The organism is Micromonospora sp. NPDC049089 (assembly GCF_040648775.1).
In the GTDB taxonomy this organism is placed as follows: domain Bacteria; phylum Actinomycetota; class Actinomycetes; order Mycobacteriales; family Micromonosporaceae; genus Micromonospora.
In genome coordinates, this window is sequence record NZ_JBEZEH010000018.1 from 1 (window position 1) to 19,949 (window position 19,949).

Here is a 19,949-nt window from a genome sequence, read left to right on the forward strand (position 1 = left end):
CGGGTGGCGGACGACGGGCCAGCTCGGCGAGGGTGAAGTCCTCGGTGAACCACCCGGTCACCGCGACACCGTCGATGGTCTTCGTCGTCTTACGGGCCGCGAACTCCGGGCGGGTCGACACGTCGGTGGTGCCGGAGATCTCGTTCTCGTGCCGGGCGACCAGCACGCCGTCGGAGGTGGAGACCAGGTCCGGCTCGATGTGGTCGGCACCCATCCGGATCGCCAACCGGTACGCCTCCAGCGTGTGTCGCAACGCCGTCTCCTGTCATCGATGGTCCGGGTAAGCAGACCGCCCGTGATGTGCCAGGAGTTGGTCGATGGCTGGCCGGCAGATGAATCTCCGGAATGCCCGTTCCCACTCCGGGGGCGCGGGCGGACAGGAAGATTGTCTGGTGCGCCGGTTCTTCCGCAATCCCGTGCGGCTGGTGCCGTTCGCGTTCCTGGTGCCGATCCTGCTCGGTACCGGGTTGCTCATGGCGCGCTGGGCGACCGCCGAACACGTACGCCCACCAGTGGTCACGGCGCTCTTCACCGCCACCTCGGCCGTGTCGGTCACCGGCATGGCCATCACCGACACGCCGAACTACTGGTCCGGCTGGGGCCTGCTGGTGATCACCCTTCTCACCCAGCTCGGCGGTCTCGGCATCCTCACCGTCGCCGCGTTGGTCATCCTGGTGGTCTCCAGTCAGCTTGGACTGCGCAACCGGTTGCTGGTGCAGGCCGAGACGGCGGAGTTCGGCCTCGGTGACGTGGGCCGGCTGCTCCGCCGGATCGCGCTGACCGTCTTCGCCTGCGAGGCGGTGATGACAGTGCTGGTCGCCGGTCGACTCTGGCTGACCTACGACTACCCGTTCGGGGAGGCCCTTTGGTCGGGCGTCTTCCACGCCGTGCAGGCGTTCAACAACGGTGGCTTCGCGCTCTACACCGATGGCCTGCTGGCCTTCAGCCGTGATCCGTGGGTGTCGCTGCCCCTGGCGATCGGCGCGATCATCGGCGGTCTCGGGTTTCCCGCCCTCTTCGAGGCGGTCCGTGAATGGCGGCAGCCGACCCGCTGGGCGGTGGCGACGAAGTTGACCATCTGGGGCAGCGTGGTGCTGCTGCTGCTCGGCTTCGGTGGCCTGCTCGCCGCCGAATGGACCAACGCGAGCACGATCGGCCAGTACGACGTACCCGGGAAGGTCCTCGCGTCGTTCACCCAGATCGCGCTGAGCCGCACCGGCGGCTTCAGCGTCCTGGACATCACCGCTCTCCAGGAGGAGAGCTATCCCCTGCTGATCGTGCTGATGTTCATCGGCGGCGGCAGCGCCAGCACGGCCGGTGGCATCAAGGTGTCCACGTTCTTCCTGCTGGCGTTCACCATCTGGGCGGAGCTGCGCGGTGAGCCCGACGTGACGATCGGGCACCGGCGGGTGGCCACCGCGAGCCAGCGGCAGGCGATCACCGTGGCGCTGCTCAGCGTCGCGTTGGTGATGGCCGGAACCATGTTGTTGCTGCTGCTCACCGAGGGCGTCCGCTTCGTCGCGGCCCTGTTCGAGATCACCTCGGCGTTCAGCACCACCGGTCTGACCATCGGTCTGGCCGCCGAACTGCCGCCCGGCGGCCAACTGGCGCTGACCGTGCTGATGTTCATCGGCCGTGTCGGGACGCTGACCCTGGGGTCGGCGATCGCCCTGAACACCCGACGCCGGCTCTACCGCTATCCCCAGGAGCAACCCATTGTCGGCTAGGGCGTGGTTCGGAGGTGTCGGCCGGCCCGCACACCGGCGACACGCCATTGGAAGCAGGGAGGGCCGAGGTGTCGGCTAGACGGGCGGACAGCGGCGGCATCGTGGTGATCGGGCTGGGTCGATTCGGTTGCCACCTGGCCGGGTCGCTGACCCGGATGGACCGCGAGGTGTTGGCGATCGACCGCAGCCCGGCGAAGGTGCAGCGCTGGTCGGCGCAGCTCGACCGAGTGGTTCAGGCCGACGCGACCGAGGAGGGGGCGCTGCGGCAGCTGGGCATCACCACTTTCGGACGGGCCGTGGTGGCCATCGGGGCGTCGGTGGAGGCGAGTGTGCTCACCGTGTTGGCGCTGGTCGAGCTGGGTGTACCCGAGATCTGGGCGCGGGCCACCTCGCAGAAGCACGCCAAGATCCTGGCGTCGGTGGGCGCGCACCACGTGATCTTCCCGGAGGCGGAGACCGGGGACCGGGTCGCGCACCTGCTCGTCAGCCGGTTGCTCAACTTCATCGAGTTCGACCACGACTTCGCCATCGCCACCGTCCGGGTGCCGGAGTCCCTGGTCGGGCGCACCCTGATCGACCTGAGACCGGAGGAGCGCTTCGGGGTACGCGTGATCGGCGCCAAGCTGCCCGGCGAACGCTTCCGGTACACCTCCGACGACACCACGCTTCCCCAGGGCGGGGTGCTCATCGTCGAGGGTGGGATCGACCAGGTGCAGCGATTCGCGGGGATGCGCTGACCCGCCGTGGCCTGCTTACTTCTTCCGGTGACCGCCCGGCCCCTTGGTCACCTTCACACTTTTCCCGGGCCACCACCGGCGGCCTTCGCGGCCTTCGCGGGCTTCGCCGGGGCCTTCGGAGGCTTCGGTGGCTTGGCCTTCGACGCGCCGCCGCCCGCGCCGGAGCCGCCGCGTGCCGTCGTCTTCTTCGGCGGGGCCTTCACCGTGGCGGCCTTGGGCGGCGGGGCCGTGGACGGCGCGCTGCCGGCGACGCCGGAAACCCGAACCCCGCAGGTCGCCTCGCCGAGTCGGAACTCGACAGGCAACGGGTTCGCCCCGCTGTACTTACCCGTGAGGGTCACCTTCTCGGCCGCACCGGGGGCCAGCGTGGTGCGCTGGGCCGCCGGTCGGATCAGCACCGTGCTCCCCTGCTGGTGCACCGGCGCGGGCTCCGCCTTCGTCACCTTCTGCTGCCCGGGGAAGGTGAAGCTCATCGCCCAGTCGCGCAGCTCACGGCCACCGGTGTTGGTCAGGGTCAGCTCGGCGGAGAAGTCGGTGCCGGAGTCGGAGCGCAGCGCGTACGCCACCTCGCAGGGCGCCGCCGTCGGCATCCCCATCCGAGCCTCGGTCGTCGGCCGGTCCTCTCCGCTGGCCGGGCTACGCGAGGTGAACCCCCACATCGCCCCGGTGACAGCGATCAGCCCGACGGCGGCCACGCCGGCCTCCACCCGCCGACGCCGGGTCACCCGCTGCTGCGTCCGACGGTTACGGGTCCGCGACAGCGGCAACGCGTCGGTCGCCGCCGACCAGGGCAGGATGGTGGTACGCGCACTGCCGAGCATCGCCGCGTCCAGCGGCCCGGCGGCCGGGGAGACCGGCACCGCAGCGAGCATGCCGGCCGCCTCGGCGAGCGTCCGGGTCAGCTCGGCGGTGGCCGGCCGGTCCGCGGGTCGCTTGGCCAGGCAGCGTCCGACCAGGTCGGCCACCCCGTCGGGCAGCCCCGGGACGGTGGGCATCGGCTCCGGGTCGTTGTACATGTGGGCGCGCAGCATCTGGGTGGTAGTGCTGGCCAGCCACGGCAGTCGACCGGTGAGCATCCGGTAGAGCAGCAGCCCAACGGCATACACGTCGGTGGCCGGGGAGACCTGGCCGTTGTCCAGCCGCTCCGGGGCGAGGTACGCGGGAGTGCCCAACAGCGCGCCGTCCGGCCCCTTCTCGCTCTCCCCGACGAGCGCGGAGATGCCGAAGTCGACCACCTTGACGCCGGTCGAGGTGAGCATGACGTTGCCCGGGGTGACGTCGCGGTGCACCACTCCGCGAGCGTGCGCGGTGGCCAGCGCGGAGCTGACCTCGGCACCGATGGTCACCGCCTCCCGCCACGGCAGTTGGCTCTCCCGACCCAGCCGGCTGGCCAGCGAAGCGCCGTCGACCAGCTCCATCACCACGTACGGCACGGTGAGACCGACCTGCTCGGACTCGCCGTAGTCGTACACATTGGTGATGTTGGGGTGGCAGAGCCGCGCGGCGGCCTGCGCCTCGATCCGGATGCGGTGGCGGAAGGCCCGGTCGCTGGCCAGCCGGGAGGCCAACACCTTCACCGCGACCTGGCGACCCAGCACCTCGTCATAGCCACGCCAGACCACCGACATGCCACCCGCGCCGAGTTGCTCGATCAGCCGGTACCGCTCATCGAGCAACTGCGCGCCGTTCCGGTCCCCACCGCCCATGGTGAGCGATGTTGCCCAGTAACGGCCCGCCTACACCTGGAGTATCGGAATCGGTCAGGATTGTCACCCGATCAGGCGGTGGCCAGCAGTTGGTCAACCGGGGCGTAGTCGTCTGTCAACACCATCGCCTGACCGACGAAGTCCGTCAGCGCCGCACCGGACAGCAGGCTGACCTTCGGGTCCACCTCGGCCAGCCGGGCCCGGACGGCTTCCAGCGGCAACGGCGCGTCGGAGCCGACGATGAGGAAGTTGGAGCCCTGCTCCTCGGCGAGCGCTTCCGGGGGCGCGATCAACGCGACATGCCCGAACTCGGCGGCCACCGTGGCCAACTCGGCGCGGATGAACCGCAGCGGCGGGTAGTCGATGACGTTCTGCACGTACACACCGCCGGGGCGGGTCACCCGCCGGACGTCGGCGGCCATCTCCCGGGTGGCCAGGTGCCAGGGCACCACCAGGTGCCCGAACGCGTCGCCGACCACCAGGTCACGGCTGTCGGTCGGCTCGCCGGCAACCAGCATCCGGGCGTCACCCACCACCGCCCGCAGGTCCGGCCCCGGCCGTACGCCCAGCTCCTGCTCACCCAGCTCGACCAGCCCGCCGTCGATCTCGAACACCAGGTTGTCGGTGCCCGGTCGGGTCGCGGTCAGGTAGCGCGGCACCGTGAACCCACCGCCGCCCAGGTGCAGCGCGTCCAGGCGCTGACCGGCCGGCGCGGCGACGTCGCCGACCGCGCCGATCCACTTCGTGTACGCGTACTCCAGGTATTTCGGGTCGGCGAGGTCCACGTACGAGTGCTGGGCGGAGTTGAGCAGCAGCGTCCGTCCGCTGGGCCGGGAGGGGTCCGCGGTGACCCGGGCGCAGTGGTACGCCGTCTCGATGTCGCACGGGTTGGGCGCCACGGTGCTCAGCCCCGCCCCGGCCAGGCCGAGCACGGCCAGCGCGGCCCGGGCCCGGGCCGGACCGGGCAGCTCGGTGGGCTCCTCTCGGCGCAGGTACCAGCCGAGGCCGATGCCGACCAGCCCGAGGGCGAGCGCCAGGGCCAGCAGGATGACGGTGCTGCGCAGCGCGGCGACCAGCACGAACCCGGTCAGCAGGGTCGCGGTGATGCCGCCCAGGGTGCCGATCCCGGAGAGTCGACCGACCACCTGGCCGGTGCGGCGCAGGTCGGCCAGCTGGAGCTTCACGACCAGCGGGGTGACCGCGGCCAGCAGCGCGGCCGGCACGAACACCGCCAGCGCCACCAGCAGCAGGATCGCGCTGGCCGCGCCACCGCGCAGCACCTCGCCGGCGTACCGGACGACAGGCAGGGTGACAGCGGTGGCGATGCCGGCCAGCACCAACGCCGGCGCGAGCAGGCCCCGCGGGTCACGCCGGTCGGCCAGCCAGCCGCCGGTCCACGCCCCGTAGGCGATCGCGGCCAACGCGATGCCGATCACGGAGCTGGTCACCTGAAGGGTCACCCCGACGTACGGGCCGACCAGGCGCAGCGCGACGGTCTCCAGCACCAGCACGGCACCGCTGGAGAAGAAGACCAGGAACGCGGCCAGGCCGTTGGGCAGCGCCCGGCCGGTGATCGGCACGGGCTGGGCCGGGGGCGCCGGAAGGGCCGCTACGTCGGACGGTGGGGAGCTCATCGTCGCGATGGTACGCAGCGAAGCTGGTGCTCCGGGTCAGTACATCGAGAGGTGAACATGGTTCGTGTGGCTCGCCGCCGGAGAGCCGCTTCCACTGTACGAGCGCCAACCGGTGCCGGGATGCCAGATCTGCCGGTACCAGATCACGTAGAGCACGCCCAGCCGATCGGCGTTGCGCACGTGCCAGGCGGCCAGGCTGTCCCCGTACGCCTTGTCGCCGCCCGTCGCGTTCTTGTCCTCGAAGCCGTTCGTGGCGGCCGAGAAGTCGCAGGCACGGCCCTTCGGATGCTCGCCGCCGCCACCACTGCGCTTGCAGGAGACGTGCCGCTTGTAGCCGGCCGCCTGGGTCTGCTTGAGCGCGTTGAGGGTGCGCGGAGTGATGCACCCGGAGGTCGTCGGGTCCTTCACCGAGCAGGATTCCGACGGCCAGGACCCGTCGGAGTTACGCGGTGCCGGCTTCGCCGAGGTGGAGCTGCCACCACTGAAACCGTTGCTGCCGCCGGAGCTGACCTCGGCGAGCGCCTCCTCGGCTTCCTTCTTCTTCTTCGCCATCACGGCGAGTTGCTTCTGCTGCTCCCGAACCTCGGCGTCCATGGCCACCTTGGCCTGCTGCGCCTGCTGCCGGGCCTCGGTGAGGTCACGCAGCCGCTTGCTGTCCCGCTGAGCCATCAGGTCGAGGTCGCCCGCGCGTTCCAGGAACGCCTCCGGCGTGGCCGTGTTGAGCAGCATCGAGACAGCGCTCAGCCGACCCACCCGGTACGACTGGGCGGCCACCTCACCCACCTGGCTGGTGAGCCCGACCAGCCGACCCTCGATCGTCGTCAGCTCGCCGGCCAGCGCGGTCTGGCGACGCTTGGAGTTGTCCAGCTTGGCCTTGGCCTCGATGTGGCCCCTGGCGGTCAGCTCCAGCGCGTCCCGCAGCTTCTTGCTGCCACCCTCGTCCGGCTCCGCGTACGCGGGCACCGCGGCACCGCCGAGCACCAGCGCGACGGCGGCGAGCACGGCGAACAGAGCGCGGCGACCGAGCCGCGGGCTGAACCTGTTCCTGGGCACGAAAGCGTCCTTCCGTCGACCGCCGGCCTCCGATTGAACGCTGCATGGCGACGCCGGTCGGCGGCCCGCTGGCGGAGACCGCCGGTCACGATACCGGATCGTGGGCGGGTGACCAGCCTGCTGAACCTCAGGCTGCCTCGATGTCGACGCAGCGTTCCAGCGCGGTCGCGCAGCGCGCGGATCAGGGGCTGAGGAGCGCCTCGCGCACGTCGGCCCAGACCTGCTCGTTGGCGGCGACGAGCAGACCGCGGCCGTCGTCGGCGGGGTGGTAGTCGACGCCGTCGAATCGGCGGGCGACGCCCCCGGCGGCACGGACCAGCACGGTGCCCGGGCCGTGGTCCCAGGGCAGGGTGCGCCAGAAGAGGACGAACTGCTGCTCGCCGGTGAGGATGTCCAGGTACTCCCGACCGGCGCAGTGCTGGCCGGGCAGCAGCTCACCGAGCCGCCGCCCGCCGGCGCGGACCCGGTCGCGGGTCTCCGGCGGCAGGAACCGGGTCATCGCCGCGCCGCGCAGCTCGCCGAGCGGCGGCACCGAGCCGGTGCCGTCCACCGGTCGACCGTTGAGCAGGGTGCCCTCGTCCGCCGAGCCGGAGGCGAGAGTGCCGGCCAGCGGGTCGAGGATCCAGCCGGCGGCCGGTCGCCCGTCGGTCAGCAGCGACACCATCAGGGCGAACGGCCGGCGACCGGCGGCGAAGTTGGCGGTCCCGTCGACCGGGTCGACCAGCCAGACGTCCCCGCCGTCGCGGAGGTGCCGCAGCAACCCCGGATCGTCGGCGACACCCTCCTCGCCGACCACCTTCGAGCCCGGCCGCAGCCGGCGCAGCCCCGCCGAGAGCAGTTCCTCGGCCCGGCGGTCCGCGACGGTGACCACCTCACCGGGCGCCTTCTCCGACACGTCATCGTCGTCGAGCTTGCGGAACAGTGGCAGCACGACCTGGTCGGCGGCCTCCCAGAGCAGGCCGCTGACGTCGTCCAGCAGGGTGTCAGCCACGCGGCGGCAACTTGACCACGCTGACGAAGAACTCGTCGATCTGACGGACCACCGAGATGAAGCGCTCGAAGTCCACCGGCTTGGTCACGTAGGCGTTGGCGTGCAGCTGGTAGCTGCGCAGGATGTCCTCGTCGGCCTGCGAGGTGGTGAGCACCACCACCGGGATCCGGCGCAGGTCCGGATCTTTCTTGATCTCTTCCAGCACCTCCCGGCCGTCGCGCCGGGGCAGGTTGAGGTCGAGCAGGATCAGGTCGGGCGCCGTCACGTCGGCGTACTGACCTTCCCGGCGCAGGTAGGCGAGCGCCTCGGCCCCGTCGGAGACGACGGTCAGCCGGTTACGCAGCTTGTGTTCCTCAAACGCCTCCTGGGTCATCAGCACGTCACCGGGGTCGTCCTCGACGAGCAGGACCTCGATCGGGCTCTTGCCGTCCGCCGGCGCGGTCATCCCACCGTCTCCTTCATGTCACCCGTTCTACCGCTTTCCAGCGTCCGGTCGGCCCGGTCCGGCTGGTCCGGCCCGTCGGCCTGCTCGATCAGCTCTGCCGGCGCCTCGGTCGAGGGCGTCGCGTCACCATCGGTCGGCTCCACCGCGGAATCGGCGGCGGCAGCCGCCGCGACGTCCTCGGGAAGTGCCGGCAGGGTGAACCGGATCGCGGTGCCCTCGGGCACGTCGGTGTCCACCCAGACGCGGCCGCCGTGGTACTCGACGATCTTCTTGACGATCGCCAACCCGATGCCGGTGCCCGGGTAAGCGTCCTTCGAGTGCAGCCGCTGGAAGATCACGAAGATCTTGTCGGCGAACTCCGGCTCGATCCCGATGCCGTTGTCCTGGCAGGTGATCTCCCACTCGGCACCCACCAGGCGGGCCGAGACGTGCACCTTCGACGGCACGTCCGGGCGGCGGAACTTGATCGAGTTGCTCACCAGGTTGGCCAGCAAATTGGTGAGCAGCGGTTCCTCACCCGAGATCGTCGGCAGCTCGGCCCAGGTCAACTCGGCGTCCGCGTACTGCCGGGCGGCCTCGGTCTGGCCGGCCACGTCGCCCATCACCTTGTTGAGGTCGACCTCGACGAAGCCGGTGGTGAGCCGCCCGATCCGGGAGAACGCGAGCAGGTCGTTGATCAGGCGCTGCATCCGTTGCGCGCCGTCCACGGCGAAGGCGATGTACTGGTCGGCCCGCTCGTCGAGCTGCCCGGCGTAACGGCGCTGGAGCAGCTGGCAGAAGCTGGCGACCTTACGCAGCGGCTCCTGCAGGTCGTGCGAGGCCACGTACGCGAACTGCTCCAGGTCCCGGTTGGAACGGGTCAACTCCTCGGCCTGCTTCTGGAGCTGACTGTTCACCCACTCGATGCGCTCGCGGGCGGCCCGGACCTCGGCCAGGTCGGCGGCGATCTTCTGCCGCATCGCATCCACGTCCTCGCCGAGCTGGATGAACTCCGGCGGGCCGACGGTGGCGATGCGGTGCTGGTAGTCGCCTTCGGCGACCTCGCGGACCTGGTTGGCGAGGCCGGTCAGCGGCCGGACCACCATCCGGTCCAGCGAGAGCAGCAGCACCGCACCGGCGATGACCACCACCAGGGCGGCCACGATCAGCAGGACGACCAGCACGTTGCTGCTGGTACGCACGTTGGCGGCGGTCTGCTCCCGGGCGGCCAGGACCTCCTCCTGGAGGTCGTTCACCGCCGAGCGCACCTCGTCGAACTGTTGCCGGGCCGATTCGGTGACCAACGCCTGCCCGGCGCTGGTGCCGCTCTGCTCGGTGGTGACGATCACCGGCTCCGCGACTGACCGCCGCCACTGCGTGACACGCTCCTCGACGGTCCGCAGCTCCTGACTGATCCCCGGATAGTCGTCGAGCAGCTTCCGCATCGAGGCGATGACGCTCTGCTCCTGAGCGAGCCCTTCCCGGTACGGGCTCAGGTCGTCCTGGTTGCCGCTGACCGCGTACCCGCGGATCGCCGTCTCCTGGTCGAGCAGCGCGTTGAGCAGTTCCTGGGACTGCACCCGCAACGGGCCGGTCTCATTGAGCACCGCGTCGATCTGGGTGCGGTTGCGGGCGGCCACCGCCGCTTCCGCGCCGGCCAGCCCGATCAACAGAAAGCCCACGACGGAGAGCAGGGTGATCACCCGGCGGCGGAGACTCCAGCCGCCGATGACCGGCCTCACCGGCCACCGCCCCGGCTGACCAGCAGCATGGCCACGTCGTCGGCGAGCGGACCACCGTTGAGCCGCTCGGCCCGCCCGACCAACCACGCCGGCAGCTCGGGCAGCGACACCGAACGGTTGGCCGGCTCGTCCAGCAAGCCACTGAGGCCCGGCACGTCGAGCCGTTCGTTGCCGGCACCCACCCGCCCCTCGATCAGGCCGTCGGTGTACATCAACAGGGACCAGTCATCGGTGTCGAACTCCAGGTCGTAGGCAATCGGCCGGCGGGGTCGTACGCCCAGCAGCAGGCCGCCGGGCGCGGGCACCGGGGCGACCCGGCCGCCGGAGAGCAGCAGCGGTGGCGGGTGCCCGGCCAGTCGGACTGTGGCCCGGTTGGCGTCCAGGTCCAGTCTGACGGTGGCCACCGTCGCAAAGATCTCCTGGAGGCGGCGCTCACTCATCAGCACCTGCTCCAGGGCGGGCAGCACCTCGTCGTCCGGCACCCCGGCGAGCACCAGGGCGCGCCAGGCCACCCGCAGCTCGACCCCGAGCGCGGCCTCGTCCACCCCGTGCCCACAGACGTCGCCGACGATCAGGTCGAGGCGGTCCGGGTGGGTCTGCACCACGTCGAAGAAGTCCCCGCCGATCAGGGCGGCGTGCCGGCCCGGCCGGTAGAAGGTGTGCACCGCGACCTGGTCGGTGGTCATCAGCGGTTGGGGCAGCAGACCGCGTTCGAGTCGGGCCGACTCGGCCTGGCGCAGCTCGACCTCGCGCAACCGGCGGGCGTTCTCGTCGGCGCGCTTACGCTCCACGGCGTAGCGCAGCGCCCGGGTCAGCAGCACCCCGTCGACCTGGCCCTTGACCAGGTAGTCCTGGGCGCCCTCGGCGACCGCCACGACGCCCAGGTGCTCGTCGGTGCGGCCGGTCAGCACGCAGACCGCGGCCCCGCTGGACATCTCCAACACCTGGCGCAGCCCGTCCAACCCCTGCGCGTCGGGCAGACCCAGGTCGAGCAGGACGCAGTCGACGTCGTTGATCCGCTGCCGCGCCTCCCGCAGGCTGGTGGCGACCAGCAGGTCGATCATCGAGTTCGTCTCGGCGAGCAGCTCACCGACCAGGAAGGCGTCGCCCTCGTCGTCCTCCACCAGCAGCACGCGCAGCCGCTCACCCGGCGGCAGGTTGGCGTGCCGCGCCAGACCACCGTGCGGGTACGGCACAACTGGGGAACCGGCCGAGCCGGCCCCCCGGTGCGGCCGGGTCACCGCCGCGAGACGCGGGAGTTCGCTGGTGATGTCGGGCTCCTTCCGAGTGCCCCGCTGATCCTGTATTAGACAACGGTCGCACACAACACGATGCCTCCGGCGCGGGCGGGGATGGAGCGCATCACTGCTCGGCCGCGGACAAACCGGGCGGCTGATGGACGCCTGACGTACCGGCCATCCCCTCCACAGCCGCCGACGGGCAGGATGATCCCACCCCAGGCCCCACCACCCCCCGAGGAGTTCCCGTGGGAGCACCCACCACCCCGGCCACGACGGGCACGCCACCCCGTCCGGTCCCGGGCGTACCCCCTGCCGACCGCGCGTTGACCCGGCCGCGCCGGCGGCTCGTGGCCGCCGCGGCGGCTCTGGTCGCGCTGGCCGCCGTCGGCGCCGGCAGTCTGCTCGACCTGCGTACCCCCGCCCCGAAGCCGGCCGACGCCCCGGCGGACGCGTTCAGTGCCGCCCGGGCGTACGAGGACGTCCAGGTGATCGCCGCCCGGTCGCACGTCGCCGGCAGCCCGGCCAACGAGCAGGTCCGCGCTCACCTTGAGCAGCAGTTGCGAGGGCTGGGCCTGGAGACCGAGGTGCAGGACACCGTGGCACCGGAGGCCGGTCAGCTCAGCGGGGCGGCGGGAGGGGCGACGCTGGCCCGGGTCCGCAACGTGGTGGCCCGGATGCCGGGCACCGACTCGACGGGCCGGGTCTTCCTGGTCGCCCACTACGACTCGGTGCAGACCGGGCCGGGCGGCAACGACGACGCGGCCGGCACGTCGACGATCCTGGAGGTGGCCCGCGCGCTGACCACCGGCTCCCGGCCGCGCAACGACATCGTCTTCGTCCTGACCGACGCCGAGGAGGCGTGCCTCTGCGGCGCGGCCGCGTTCGCCGCCAGCCACCCGCTGGCCGCCGACGGCGGTGTGGTGCTGAACCTGGAGGCGCGGGGCTCCACCGGGCCCGTGATCATGTTCGAGACGTCCCGGAACAACGCGAAGCTGGTGGACATCTTCGGCCGGGCCGCCCCACACCCGGTCGGCACCTCGTTCGCTGTGGAGATCTACCGCGCGCTGCCCAACGACACCGACTTCACCGCCTTCCTCGATCAGAAGTTCGTCGGGCTGAACTCGGCGTACATCGACGGGGGCGCGATCTACCACACGCCGTTGGACACCCCGGCCGCCATGGACCGGGGCAGCCTCCAGCAGCACGGGGACAACGCGTTGGGCCTCGCCCGGGAGTTCGGTGGCACCGACCTGACCGACCTGCGCTCCGGGCACGACGCCACCTACTTCCCCGTCCCCGGCGGGCTGGTCCGCTACCCCGGCTGGCTCACAGTGCCGCTGGCCCTGCTCGCGGTGGCACTGGTGGCCGCCCTGGGCTGGCTGACCCGCCGCAGCGGCCGGGCCAGCACCGGCCGGCTGGCCGCCGGCTTCGCGCTGGCCCTGGTGCCGATCATCGCCGCGCCGGTCGCCGCCCAACTGCTCTGGCTGGCGATCACCACGATCCGACCGGGGTACGCGGAACTGCTCGACCCGTACCGGCCGATCTGGTACCGGCTGGCCGTCCTGGCGCTCGCCGCCGCCATCCTGTTCACCTGGTACGCGCTGACCCGCCGCCGGATCGGCCCGGCCGCGCTGGCCGTCGGCGGACTGGCCTGGCTGGCAGTGCTCGGGGTGCTGCTCGCCGTGGCGGTGCCGGGTGGGGCGTACCTCACCACAGTGCCGGCGCTGGCCGGCGCCCTCGGCGGGCTCGTCGCGCTGCGTACCCGGCAGACCGGACCGTGGCCGGTGGTGGCGGTGACGGCCGCCGCGGCAGTGGGTGTGGTCATCCTGCTGCCCACCGTGGTGCTGCTCTTCCCCGCGCTGGGGATGGCCATGGGCGGGGTGGCCGCGCTGGTCGCGGTGCTGCTCGGCCTGGTCGCCCTGCCGGTGGTCGACCTGCTGCACCCGCAGGCCGGCGGCCAGCGTGGTCTGCTCGCGCTGCGGGCCCGGCGGCTCGCGGTGCTGCCGGCCGGCGCCGCCGCTGTGGCGGCGGTGGTGCTCGCCGGGGTCGGCCTGGGCGTCGACCGGTTCGACGCCGCCCACCCCGCTCCCACCCACCTGATGTACGCCCTGGACGCCGGCACCGGCCAGGCCCGTTGGCTCAGCCACGAGAGCGACCCGCAGCCGTGGACGGACGGCTACGTCGACGGGGTCACCGATGTCGGCGACGACTTCCCCGGGCTCGGCGACGGTGAGTTGCGGGCCGGTCCGGCGCAGTCGGCGAACCTGCCGGCGCCGAAGCTGGAGGTGGTGGCCGACGCCACCGCGGGCGGCGAGCGCACGCTGCGGCTGCGGCTCACCCCGCAGCGGGTGGCCCGGCTCGCCACCCTGCACGTCGACACGTCGACCGCCACCGTGCTGCGCGCCGACGTGGCGGGGCGGTCGGTGCCGGTGGAGCCCCGCGCCGGGAAGTGGGGCTTCGGGCTGGTGTTCCACGCCCCGCCGGCGGAGGGCATCGAGGTCGTGTTGACAGTGCGCCCGATCGCCGGGCAGGTCGCGCTGCGAGCGATGGATGCCAGTGACGGGTTGGACGCGCTGCCCGGCTTCCGCCCCCGGCCGCCGGCCGTCGGCGTCGTCGGGTCGCACAGCTCGGAGATGCTGGCGGTCGCCCGCACCTATCCCCTCTGACGGTTGGAGGTGGTCCGGCGAGTGACTCGTCGCCGGACCATCTCCTCCTCCGGTCAGCCCACCGGCTCCGGTTGGCCGGCACCGATCCGGTGCCAGCGATTACCGTCGTGGTCGGTGAAGGTGAGGTCCACCAGAACGGTGTCGGCCGGGCGGAGCCGATGCTCCGCCGCGACGGTGACGAAGAGGTCGTGCACGTCGCGGCCGGGAATCCGCCGGACCTGTTTCGCCGCCGCCAGCTCGACCGGTGGGGCGTCCGGATCGTCGGGCGGGGCGAGCCGGGCCAGCACCACCACGTCCAGCACCGGGGCGTCGCTCTCGTTGGCCACCGCGACCCGCAGCACCGAGGTGCCGCGAATCTCGGCCACCGCCGAGACCAGCCGAGCCTGGTTGGCCCGGACCCGCAGATCGTCGTCGCGACGGGCACGGATTTCCCGCCGCAATCCGAGGTAGACGAAGAGCACGCTGGCAATGGAGCCGACCGCGCCGAACCAGTCCGGCACGGAACCCCAGTCGACGACGTCCTGGATTGGCGACCAGTTCATAAGTCCATCGTGGATGCCCGTGTCGAGTGCCGCGCACGGCGGATCGGCCGGAATCAGCGGCGAATTGGGAATTCCCGCGCTGATTTTGGTCAGCCGGGTGGCCTGAACGGAGAGTGTGCAACCCAGTACGGGGATGGATACGCTTGCTGTCGACATGGTGCGGATGGCAATCCCTCCGACTGTCCATCAGATGGACAGGATCTTTCGCCTCCGCCCCATTGTGAATTCGCCACCGAAGGGGGACCGCATTGACTGCGGACGTTCCACCCGAGGATGCCGGCGTGCCTCGGCCTGCGTACGACCGGCCGAGTCGGGTCTCCGTCGATCCACCGCTCGGGCGACTGGACAGCCCGCTGCACGGGCGTGACGACCTGATCGGCGAGATCATGCGGCCGGGGGAAGACGCCGGAGGCCGACCCGCGGTGCACATCCTCTGCGGCATGGGCGGCTCCGGCAAGAGCCACGTCGCGCTGGAGATCGCCCGTCGGGCCCGCGCCGACGGCCGTACGGTCTGGTGGGTGCAGGCGGGGCGGCTCAACTCCGGGATGCGGGAGGTGGTCAGCCAACTCGGCGCGTCGGAGACCCAGGTCGACCAGGCCTGGGCCGGCATGATCAGCGCCACCGACCTGGTGTGGCGCTACCTCAACCAGGCCGCGCAGCCCTGGCTGTTGATCTTCGACAGTGCGGACGAGCCCGCCAGCCTGGGCCCCACCGACGGAGTCCTCGCCGACGGCACCGGCTGGCTGCGCAGCCCGGAGGCCGAGGACGGCATGGTCATCGTGACCAGCCGGGACGGCAACCGGGCCACCTGGGGCACCTGGTCGGTGCTGCACCAGGTGCGCCCACTCGACGCCGACGCCGGCGCGAAGGTGCTCATCGACCGGGCCGGCGCCCAGGCCGGCGGGCAGGCCGACGCCCGGGAACTCGCCCGGGAGCTGGGCGGGCTGCCTCTCGCCCTGCGCGCCGCCGGCAACTACCTACGGTCGGTCAACGCCAGCCCGGTCTGGCGCGGCTCATCCACAATCACCACCTTCGCCGACTACCGCACCGCTGTGCAGCGTCGGTTCCGCTCACCCCGCGACGCCGCCGACGTCGACCTCGACGAGTCCCTCGGCCTGGAGATCGTCCGCGAGGTCGACGACATCTCACTGGACCTGCTGGCCCGCCGCCAACTCCAACAGAGCCGACCACTGCTCAACGTGCTGGCCTGCCTGAGCATCTCCCCGGTGCCCTACGAGGTGGTGCTCAAGCCGGCCATCCTGGCCGAGTCTCCGCTCTTCAAGGGGCTCACCGGCCGGCAGCGGGTGAAGGTGCTGGAGGGCATCGGCAACCTGGCCCTGGTCGACTTCGACGTGCAGGAGGAGGTCACCGACCCCGCGTTCGCGCACGTGCTCTCGCTGCACCCACTGGTGCACGCGATGTTCCGCGACCGCGACGAGGTGCGTGAGCAGATCGCCGAATACCACGGGCTGGTCATGAAGCTGCTGCTCGCCGCCACCGAAGGGCAGAACCCGGACGACTCGGCGGCCTGGCCCAACTGGGACGTGCTGGTGCCGCACCTGGTCGAGGCCGTGCGGGAATACCTCGTGCCGCAGAAGCACAAGCACGACCCCGAGACGGTACGCCGCGCGCTGGAGCTGGCCCGACTCACCGCCCGCTACCTCATCGCGGTCGGCCTACCCGGCTCGGCCTTCGACATCCTCGACCCGATCGTGCGCGGTTGCGCCGCGTACGACCACGACCTGGACCGGCCGCAGGTGCTGGCGCTGCGCCACGAACTGGGCCGCACCTGGCTGGAGCGCAACCAGCCGGAGATGGCCGACCGGGTGCTCCGCGAGGTGATCGCTGACCGCACCAGGGTGCTGGGCAGCGACGACGCCGACACCCTCGCCAGCCGGCACAAGCTCACCAAGGCGATCATGGCGCAGCGGCAGTGGCCGGAGGCCGAGTTGGAGCTGCGGCAGATCGTCGCCGCCGAGGATCAGGTACGCGGCCCGGAACACTGGGACACCATGATCGTGCGACACAGCCTGGCGCTGGCGGTGCTGGCCCAGCAACGGGCGCCTGAGGCTGAGGAGATGCTGCACGCCATCCTGGAGGTCCGCTACCGGTTGTGGCCGCTCAACCAACCGGAGACCTGGCAGGCCCGGCACACGCTGGCCCGCTGCATGCAGGCGCAGGACCGGTTCGCCGAGGCGGAAGCCGAGCTGCGCGCCACCCTGGCCACTGTGGAACCCCGGCACGCCGACCGCAGCGAGGTGCTCGCCATCCGATCCACCCTGGCCCTGGTGCTGCTACTCGAGGAGCAGGTCGACGCGGCGATCGAGGTGTACGAGCAGTTACTGGCCGACCGTCGGCGACTCCTCGGCGACACCCACCTGGACACCCTCCAGGTGGAGCACGCGCTGCGCCGGCTGCGCAACGGCGACTGACCGGTCAGCACGGTGCGGCCGGTCAGTGCGGCGCGGCCGGTCAGTGCGGCGCGGCCGGTCAGTGCGGCGCGGCCGGTCAGTGCGGCGCGGCCGGGCCCAGGTCGCTCGGGTCGGTGTTGCCACCGCAGATGATCACTGCCACCCGCTCCCCCGCCTGCGGCACGTACGCGCCGCCGACCAGCGCGGCCAGCGCGGCGGCGCCACCCAACTCGGCGGCGACCCGCAGCTCCGACCAGAGCAGCCGGCGCGCCCGCACCAGGTCCTCGTCGCGGACCAGCACGGACACCACCTCGGTCCGGCGGGCGGTGTCGAAGGCGATCTCGCCGATCCGCCGGGCACCCAACGAATCGGTGGCGATGCCACCCACCTCGATGTCGACCGGACGACCCGCCTTCAGGGCCGAGTGCAGGGTGGGGATCTGCTCCGGCTCGACCGCCACGACGCGTACCGAGCCACCGAACCAACTGGCGATGCCGGACACCAACCCGCCGCCGCCGACCGCCACGAGCACGGTGTCGATCCCGTCCACCTGCCGCTCCAGCTCCCGGCCGACGGTGCCCTGACCGGCCACCACCTCCGGCTGGTCGTACGCGTGCACCACCAGCGCGCCGGTCTCCGCGGCCCGCTGCGTGCTCGCGGCCAGGGCCTCGGCGTAGTGCTGGCCGACCTGGCGCACCTGTGCGCCCAGCCCGGCCAACCGCTGCACCTTCACCGGCGAGGCGGTGACCGGCACGAAGACCTCCGCCGGCACGCCCAACGACCGGGCCGCGTACGCGACGGCGAGGCCATGGTTGCCACCCGACGCGGCGATCACTCCGGACGAGGGCAGGGACCCCTGGAGCATCCGGTTGAACGCGCCGCGCGGCTTGAACGAGCCGGTGTGCTGATGCAGCTCCAACTTGAGACTGAGCTGCCCCGGCACACCCAGATCGGCGCCGTCGACGGCGATGACCGGGGTTTCCCGGACCCGCCCCTCGACAAGGGCCGCGGCCGCCTCGACGTCGCTTCTGTCCACCATGGGGAAACGCCCTTCACTACGACCAGAGGGCCAGTCGACCATCGTCGGTGAGCCCGACGAAACATCCTATGGAGATCCGTCGGCCATCCGACGCCTGACGCACCGTGTGATAGTGCCGCGGATCAAACAGAAAGCCCTCCCCGAGCGTGGGGCGCAACGTCAACGACTGCGTGCCGGCGGCCACCGCCTCTTGGAAGCCGTACCCGCCGGGGATCCGCAGCGGCTCGTCGTCCGGCTGCCACCGCCGCCGCCACAGCACCGTCTCACCACCGGCCGGTGGCACCCGGATGTAGATGTTGAACGCCAACTGGGCCACCACCTCGCTGTCGAGCAGCCGGCCCGCGTACTCCCGTACCGCGTCGTCGAAGTGCACCTGGAGCCCCGCGTTGATCTCACGGACGACGCCGACGTGCATCTCCCGACCCTGCCGCCGCCCGGGTGCCACGTCCGGCCAGGCACCGCGGAACGCGGCCAGGCACAGGTCCCGGGGCGAGTCCGACACGCCCAGCGTGGACCAGCTCTTCTCGGCCGCGCTGGCCGCGTCCCAGTAGTCCTCGCGGAGCTCCCCGGCCGACCGGTGGTCGTTGATGGCCGGACCGAACTTGGCGACGACGGGAAAGACCCGGCTCTCGTCGTAGCGGTCCATCGGCGCGTTGGCGAGGGCGGCGGTGATCGCCTGGCAGCGGGCCACCGAGAGCAACCCCGGCACCCGAACGGCGGCCAGCCGCCCCGCGATGAGCCCGGCGACATCCGCCCGGGTGATCGATTCTGATTCGACGGCGACGAACAAGGGATCGGTCCTGCTCGAATGCTGCACGGCGGTCCTCCCGAAACGAAGATCCCTCACCGGACTTGTCGCGCCCCCCGACCCGCGCACCGTGCAATGTACAAACCGCAGGCAAGGCCAGGTGTACGCAGTTCCGGGCGACGTGGCGCGGCCACCGCTACCATCGGCGCAACCGGGGTAAGTGACACCGAACCGTACGGCGGAAGCTTTCCACCGATCGGGGAATGGTGACGATTCTCGGCGTGACGCATGATGCGACTAGTTCGAACGCTGACAAGGAGTTCGAGATGGCAGGCGCCGGCCCGACGGATCTTGACATGCACGTCGACCGCCTGGAAATGGCGCGTCGAATAGCCCGGGAAATGATCGAGTCCGACCATCAGGCCCTGGAGCTCGCCGTCCGACAGCGCCCCCAGTGCTGGTCCCGACGCCCGGCCGGCCACGGCGCCCGCGCCGACGCCGCAGCCCACTGACCCTCCACACTGCCACCCCCGGCGCCCCGACCGCGCTGCTAGCCTGGCGCGTCGCGACAGCTAGCACGGGGGTGCAGAATGAATTGCTCGACTTGCGGGAGCAAGCTCGACCATCCTGGGCAAGGGCACACCTGCATCGGCGGCGCCACGCCGCCGCCCCGGCCACCCGCGCACTGGCAGGCGGCCCAGGGGCTCTGGTGACGCTCGTGGTGATCTTCGCAGGGCTCTCGTTGGTGCGCGCTGCGATCGCCGCCGACCTGCTGACGTCGCCGACCGGAGGGGCAATCAGCGCCCTGTCGATCGCCGTGCCGCTGGCCCTCTTCGCCGCCTTCCTCACTTGGTCGAATGTCACCAAGCGCGTTATCGACGCGCACTCGATCGCCGCGGCGACGGTCCGGCATTGGGCGGTCGGAGCGGGTGGTTTACTCCTCTTCCTGTCGTACCTCCTGCCGGTGAAGACCCCGACCGCCTTCCACGTCGTCCGGGCGGCCGCCGCGATCCTGCTCGGCATCGGTGCCCTGGTCACCCACCGCAGAGCCACCCGTCGGCTCGCTGACCCGGCCACCCCCGCCGGGGGCATCCCGCCACGTGACACGCAGGATGCTCCGCCGGGACAGGTGCCCCAACAGGCGGGGAGTCAGCCTGCCCGGTTGGCGCTCGACATCGAGACGCAGCCGGAGGACTGGAACGCGTCCCTGTGGGATCCCGAGGTCCAGCGGGACATCGAGCGCCGGCGCCGCCAGCCGACGCCACCCGCCTGACCCACCCACATCACC

At 71.6% G+C, this 19,949-nt stretch carries 17 protein-coding genes; 6 read left to right on the forward strand and 11 right to left on the reverse strand.

The annotated features are described in order from the left end of the window. Positions 1-214, reverse strand: a 214-nt coding sequence (locus AB0B48_RS05635; RefSeq protein ID WP_357196464.1) for a glycerophosphodiester phosphodiesterase family protein, incomplete at its 3' end; no start/stop codon positions are given. 178 nt (positions 215-392) lie between these two features. On the opposite strand from AB0B48_RS05635, the gene AB0B48_RS05640 reads away from it, so the two are divergent. Together AB0B48_RS05640 and AB0B48_RS05645 are read left to right on the forward strand one after the other, a co-directional pair. Then, positions 393-1,727, forward strand: a complete 1,335-nt coding sequence (locus AB0B48_RS05640; protein WP_357196371.1) for a potassium transporter TrkG — start codon at positions 393-395, stop codon at positions 1,725-1,727. A 68-nt stretch (positions 1,728-1,795) separates the two neighbouring features. Then, positions 1,796-2,464 carry a TrkA family potassium uptake protein gene (locus AB0B48_RS05645; RefSeq protein ID WP_357196374.1) on the forward strand — a complete coding sequence of 223 codons (669 nt, stop codon included), beginning with the start codon at positions 1,796-1,798 and terminating at the stop codon, positions 2,462-2,464. Positions 2,465-2,517: 53 nt separating this feature from the next. Here AB0B48_RS05645 and AB0B48_RS05650 read toward each other — a convergent pair whose 3' ends face one another. The 7 genes from AB0B48_RS05650 to AB0B48_RS05680 form a co-directional block, all read right to left on the reverse strand. Further along, positions 2,518-4,170: a serine/threonine-protein kinase gene (locus tag AB0B48_RS05650; RefSeq protein WP_357196377.1), complete on the reverse strand. Its 1,653-nt coding sequence runs from the start codon at positions 4,168-4,170 to the stop codon at positions 2,518-2,520. A gap of 71 nt (positions 4,171-4,241) precedes the next feature. Beyond that, entirely contained in the window at positions 4,242-5,804 is a 1,563-nt protein-coding gene (locus AB0B48_RS05655) for a fused MFS/spermidine synthase (RefSeq protein WP_357196381.1), read from the reverse strand. A gap of 36 nt (positions 5,805-5,840) precedes the next feature. Then, a complete protein-coding gene (locus AB0B48_RS05660) occupies positions 5,841-6,857 on the reverse strand; it encodes a hypothetical protein (RefSeq protein ID WP_355005721.1) in 1,017 nt (338 codons plus the stop codon). 181 nt (positions 6,858-7,038) lie between these two features. Then, the gene (locus AB0B48_RS05665; protein ID WP_357196384.1) at positions 7,039-7,848 is read right to left on the reverse strand and encodes an inositol monophosphatase; all 810 of its coding nucleotides are present in this window, start codon (positions 7,846-7,848) and stop codon (positions 7,039-7,041) included. Next, a complete protein-coding gene (locus AB0B48_RS05670; protein ID WP_357196387.1) occupies positions 7,841-8,293 on the reverse strand; it encodes a response regulator in 453 nt (150 codons plus the stop codon). Before AB0B48_RS05670 ends, AB0B48_RS05665 begins: the two co-directional genes overlap by 8 nt. Further along, a complete protein-coding gene (locus tag AB0B48_RS05675; RefSeq protein ID WP_357196390.1) occupies positions 8,290-10,014 on the reverse strand; it encodes an ATP-binding protein in 1,725 nt (574 codons plus the stop codon). The genes AB0B48_RS05670 and AB0B48_RS05675 overlap by 4 nt, the downstream gene beginning before the upstream one ends. Continuing rightward, on the reverse strand, positions 10,011-11,210 hold the full coding sequence (locus tag AB0B48_RS05680) for a fused response regulator/phosphatase (protein ID WP_357196392.1): 1,200 nt from the start codon (positions 11,208-11,210) through the stop codon (positions 10,011-10,013). Before AB0B48_RS05680 ends, AB0B48_RS05675 begins: the two co-directional genes overlap by 4 nt. Before the next feature lie 392 nt (positions 11,211-11,602). Here AB0B48_RS05680 and AB0B48_RS05685 point away from each other — a divergent pair, with 392 nt between their 5' ends. Beyond that, positions 11,603-13,921, forward strand: a complete 2,319-nt coding sequence (locus AB0B48_RS05685; protein WP_357196467.1) for a M28 family peptidase — start codon at positions 11,603-11,605, stop codon at positions 13,919-13,921. Positions 13,922-13,974: 53 nt separating this feature from the next. Here AB0B48_RS05685 and AB0B48_RS05690 read toward each other — a convergent pair whose 3' ends face one another. After that, the gene (locus AB0B48_RS05690; RefSeq protein ID WP_357196395.1) at positions 13,975-14,463 is read right to left on the reverse strand and encodes a hypothetical protein; all 489 of its coding nucleotides are present in this window, start codon (positions 14,461-14,463) and stop codon (positions 13,975-13,977) included. Between the two features lie 281 nt (positions 14,464-14,744). Between AB0B48_RS05690 and AB0B48_RS05695 the strand changes: the two genes are divergently transcribed. After that, positions 14,745-16,895 carry a tetratricopeptide repeat protein gene (locus tag AB0B48_RS05695; protein ID WP_357196398.1) on the forward strand — a complete coding sequence of 717 codons (2,151 nt, stop codon included), beginning with the start codon at positions 14,745-14,747 and terminating at the stop codon, positions 16,893-16,895. 76 nt (positions 16,896-16,971) lie between these two features. Here the strand turns inward: AB0B48_RS05695 and AB0B48_RS05700 are convergent, their stop codons facing one another. Both AB0B48_RS05700 and AB0B48_RS05705 read right to left on the reverse strand, forming a co-directional pair. After that, on the reverse strand, positions 16,972-17,913 hold the full coding sequence (locus AB0B48_RS05700; RefSeq protein ID WP_357196400.1) for a threonine/serine dehydratase: 942 nt from the start codon (positions 17,911-17,913) through the stop codon (positions 16,972-16,974). 16 nt (positions 17,914-17,929) lie between these two features. Then, the gene (locus tag AB0B48_RS05705) at positions 17,930-18,730 is read right to left on the reverse strand and encodes a proline hydroxylase (protein ID WP_357196403.1); all 801 of its coding nucleotides are present in this window, start codon (positions 18,728-18,730) and stop codon (positions 17,930-17,932) included. 194 nt (positions 18,731-18,924) lie between these two features. Between AB0B48_RS05705 and AB0B48_RS05710 the strand changes: the two genes are divergently transcribed. Both AB0B48_RS05710 and AB0B48_RS05715 read left to right on the forward strand, forming a co-directional pair. After that, a complete protein-coding gene (locus AB0B48_RS05710) occupies positions 18,925-19,173 on the forward strand; it encodes a hypothetical protein (protein WP_357196406.1) in 249 nt (82 codons plus the stop codon). A 197-nt stretch (positions 19,174-19,370) separates the two neighbouring features. Continuing rightward, positions 19,371-19,934, forward strand: coding sequence for a hypothetical protein (locus tag AB0B48_RS05715; RefSeq protein WP_357196409.1), 564 nt, complete (start codon positions 19,371-19,373; stop codon positions 19,932-19,934). The last annotated feature ends 15 nt before the right edge of the window (positions 19,935-19,949 follow it).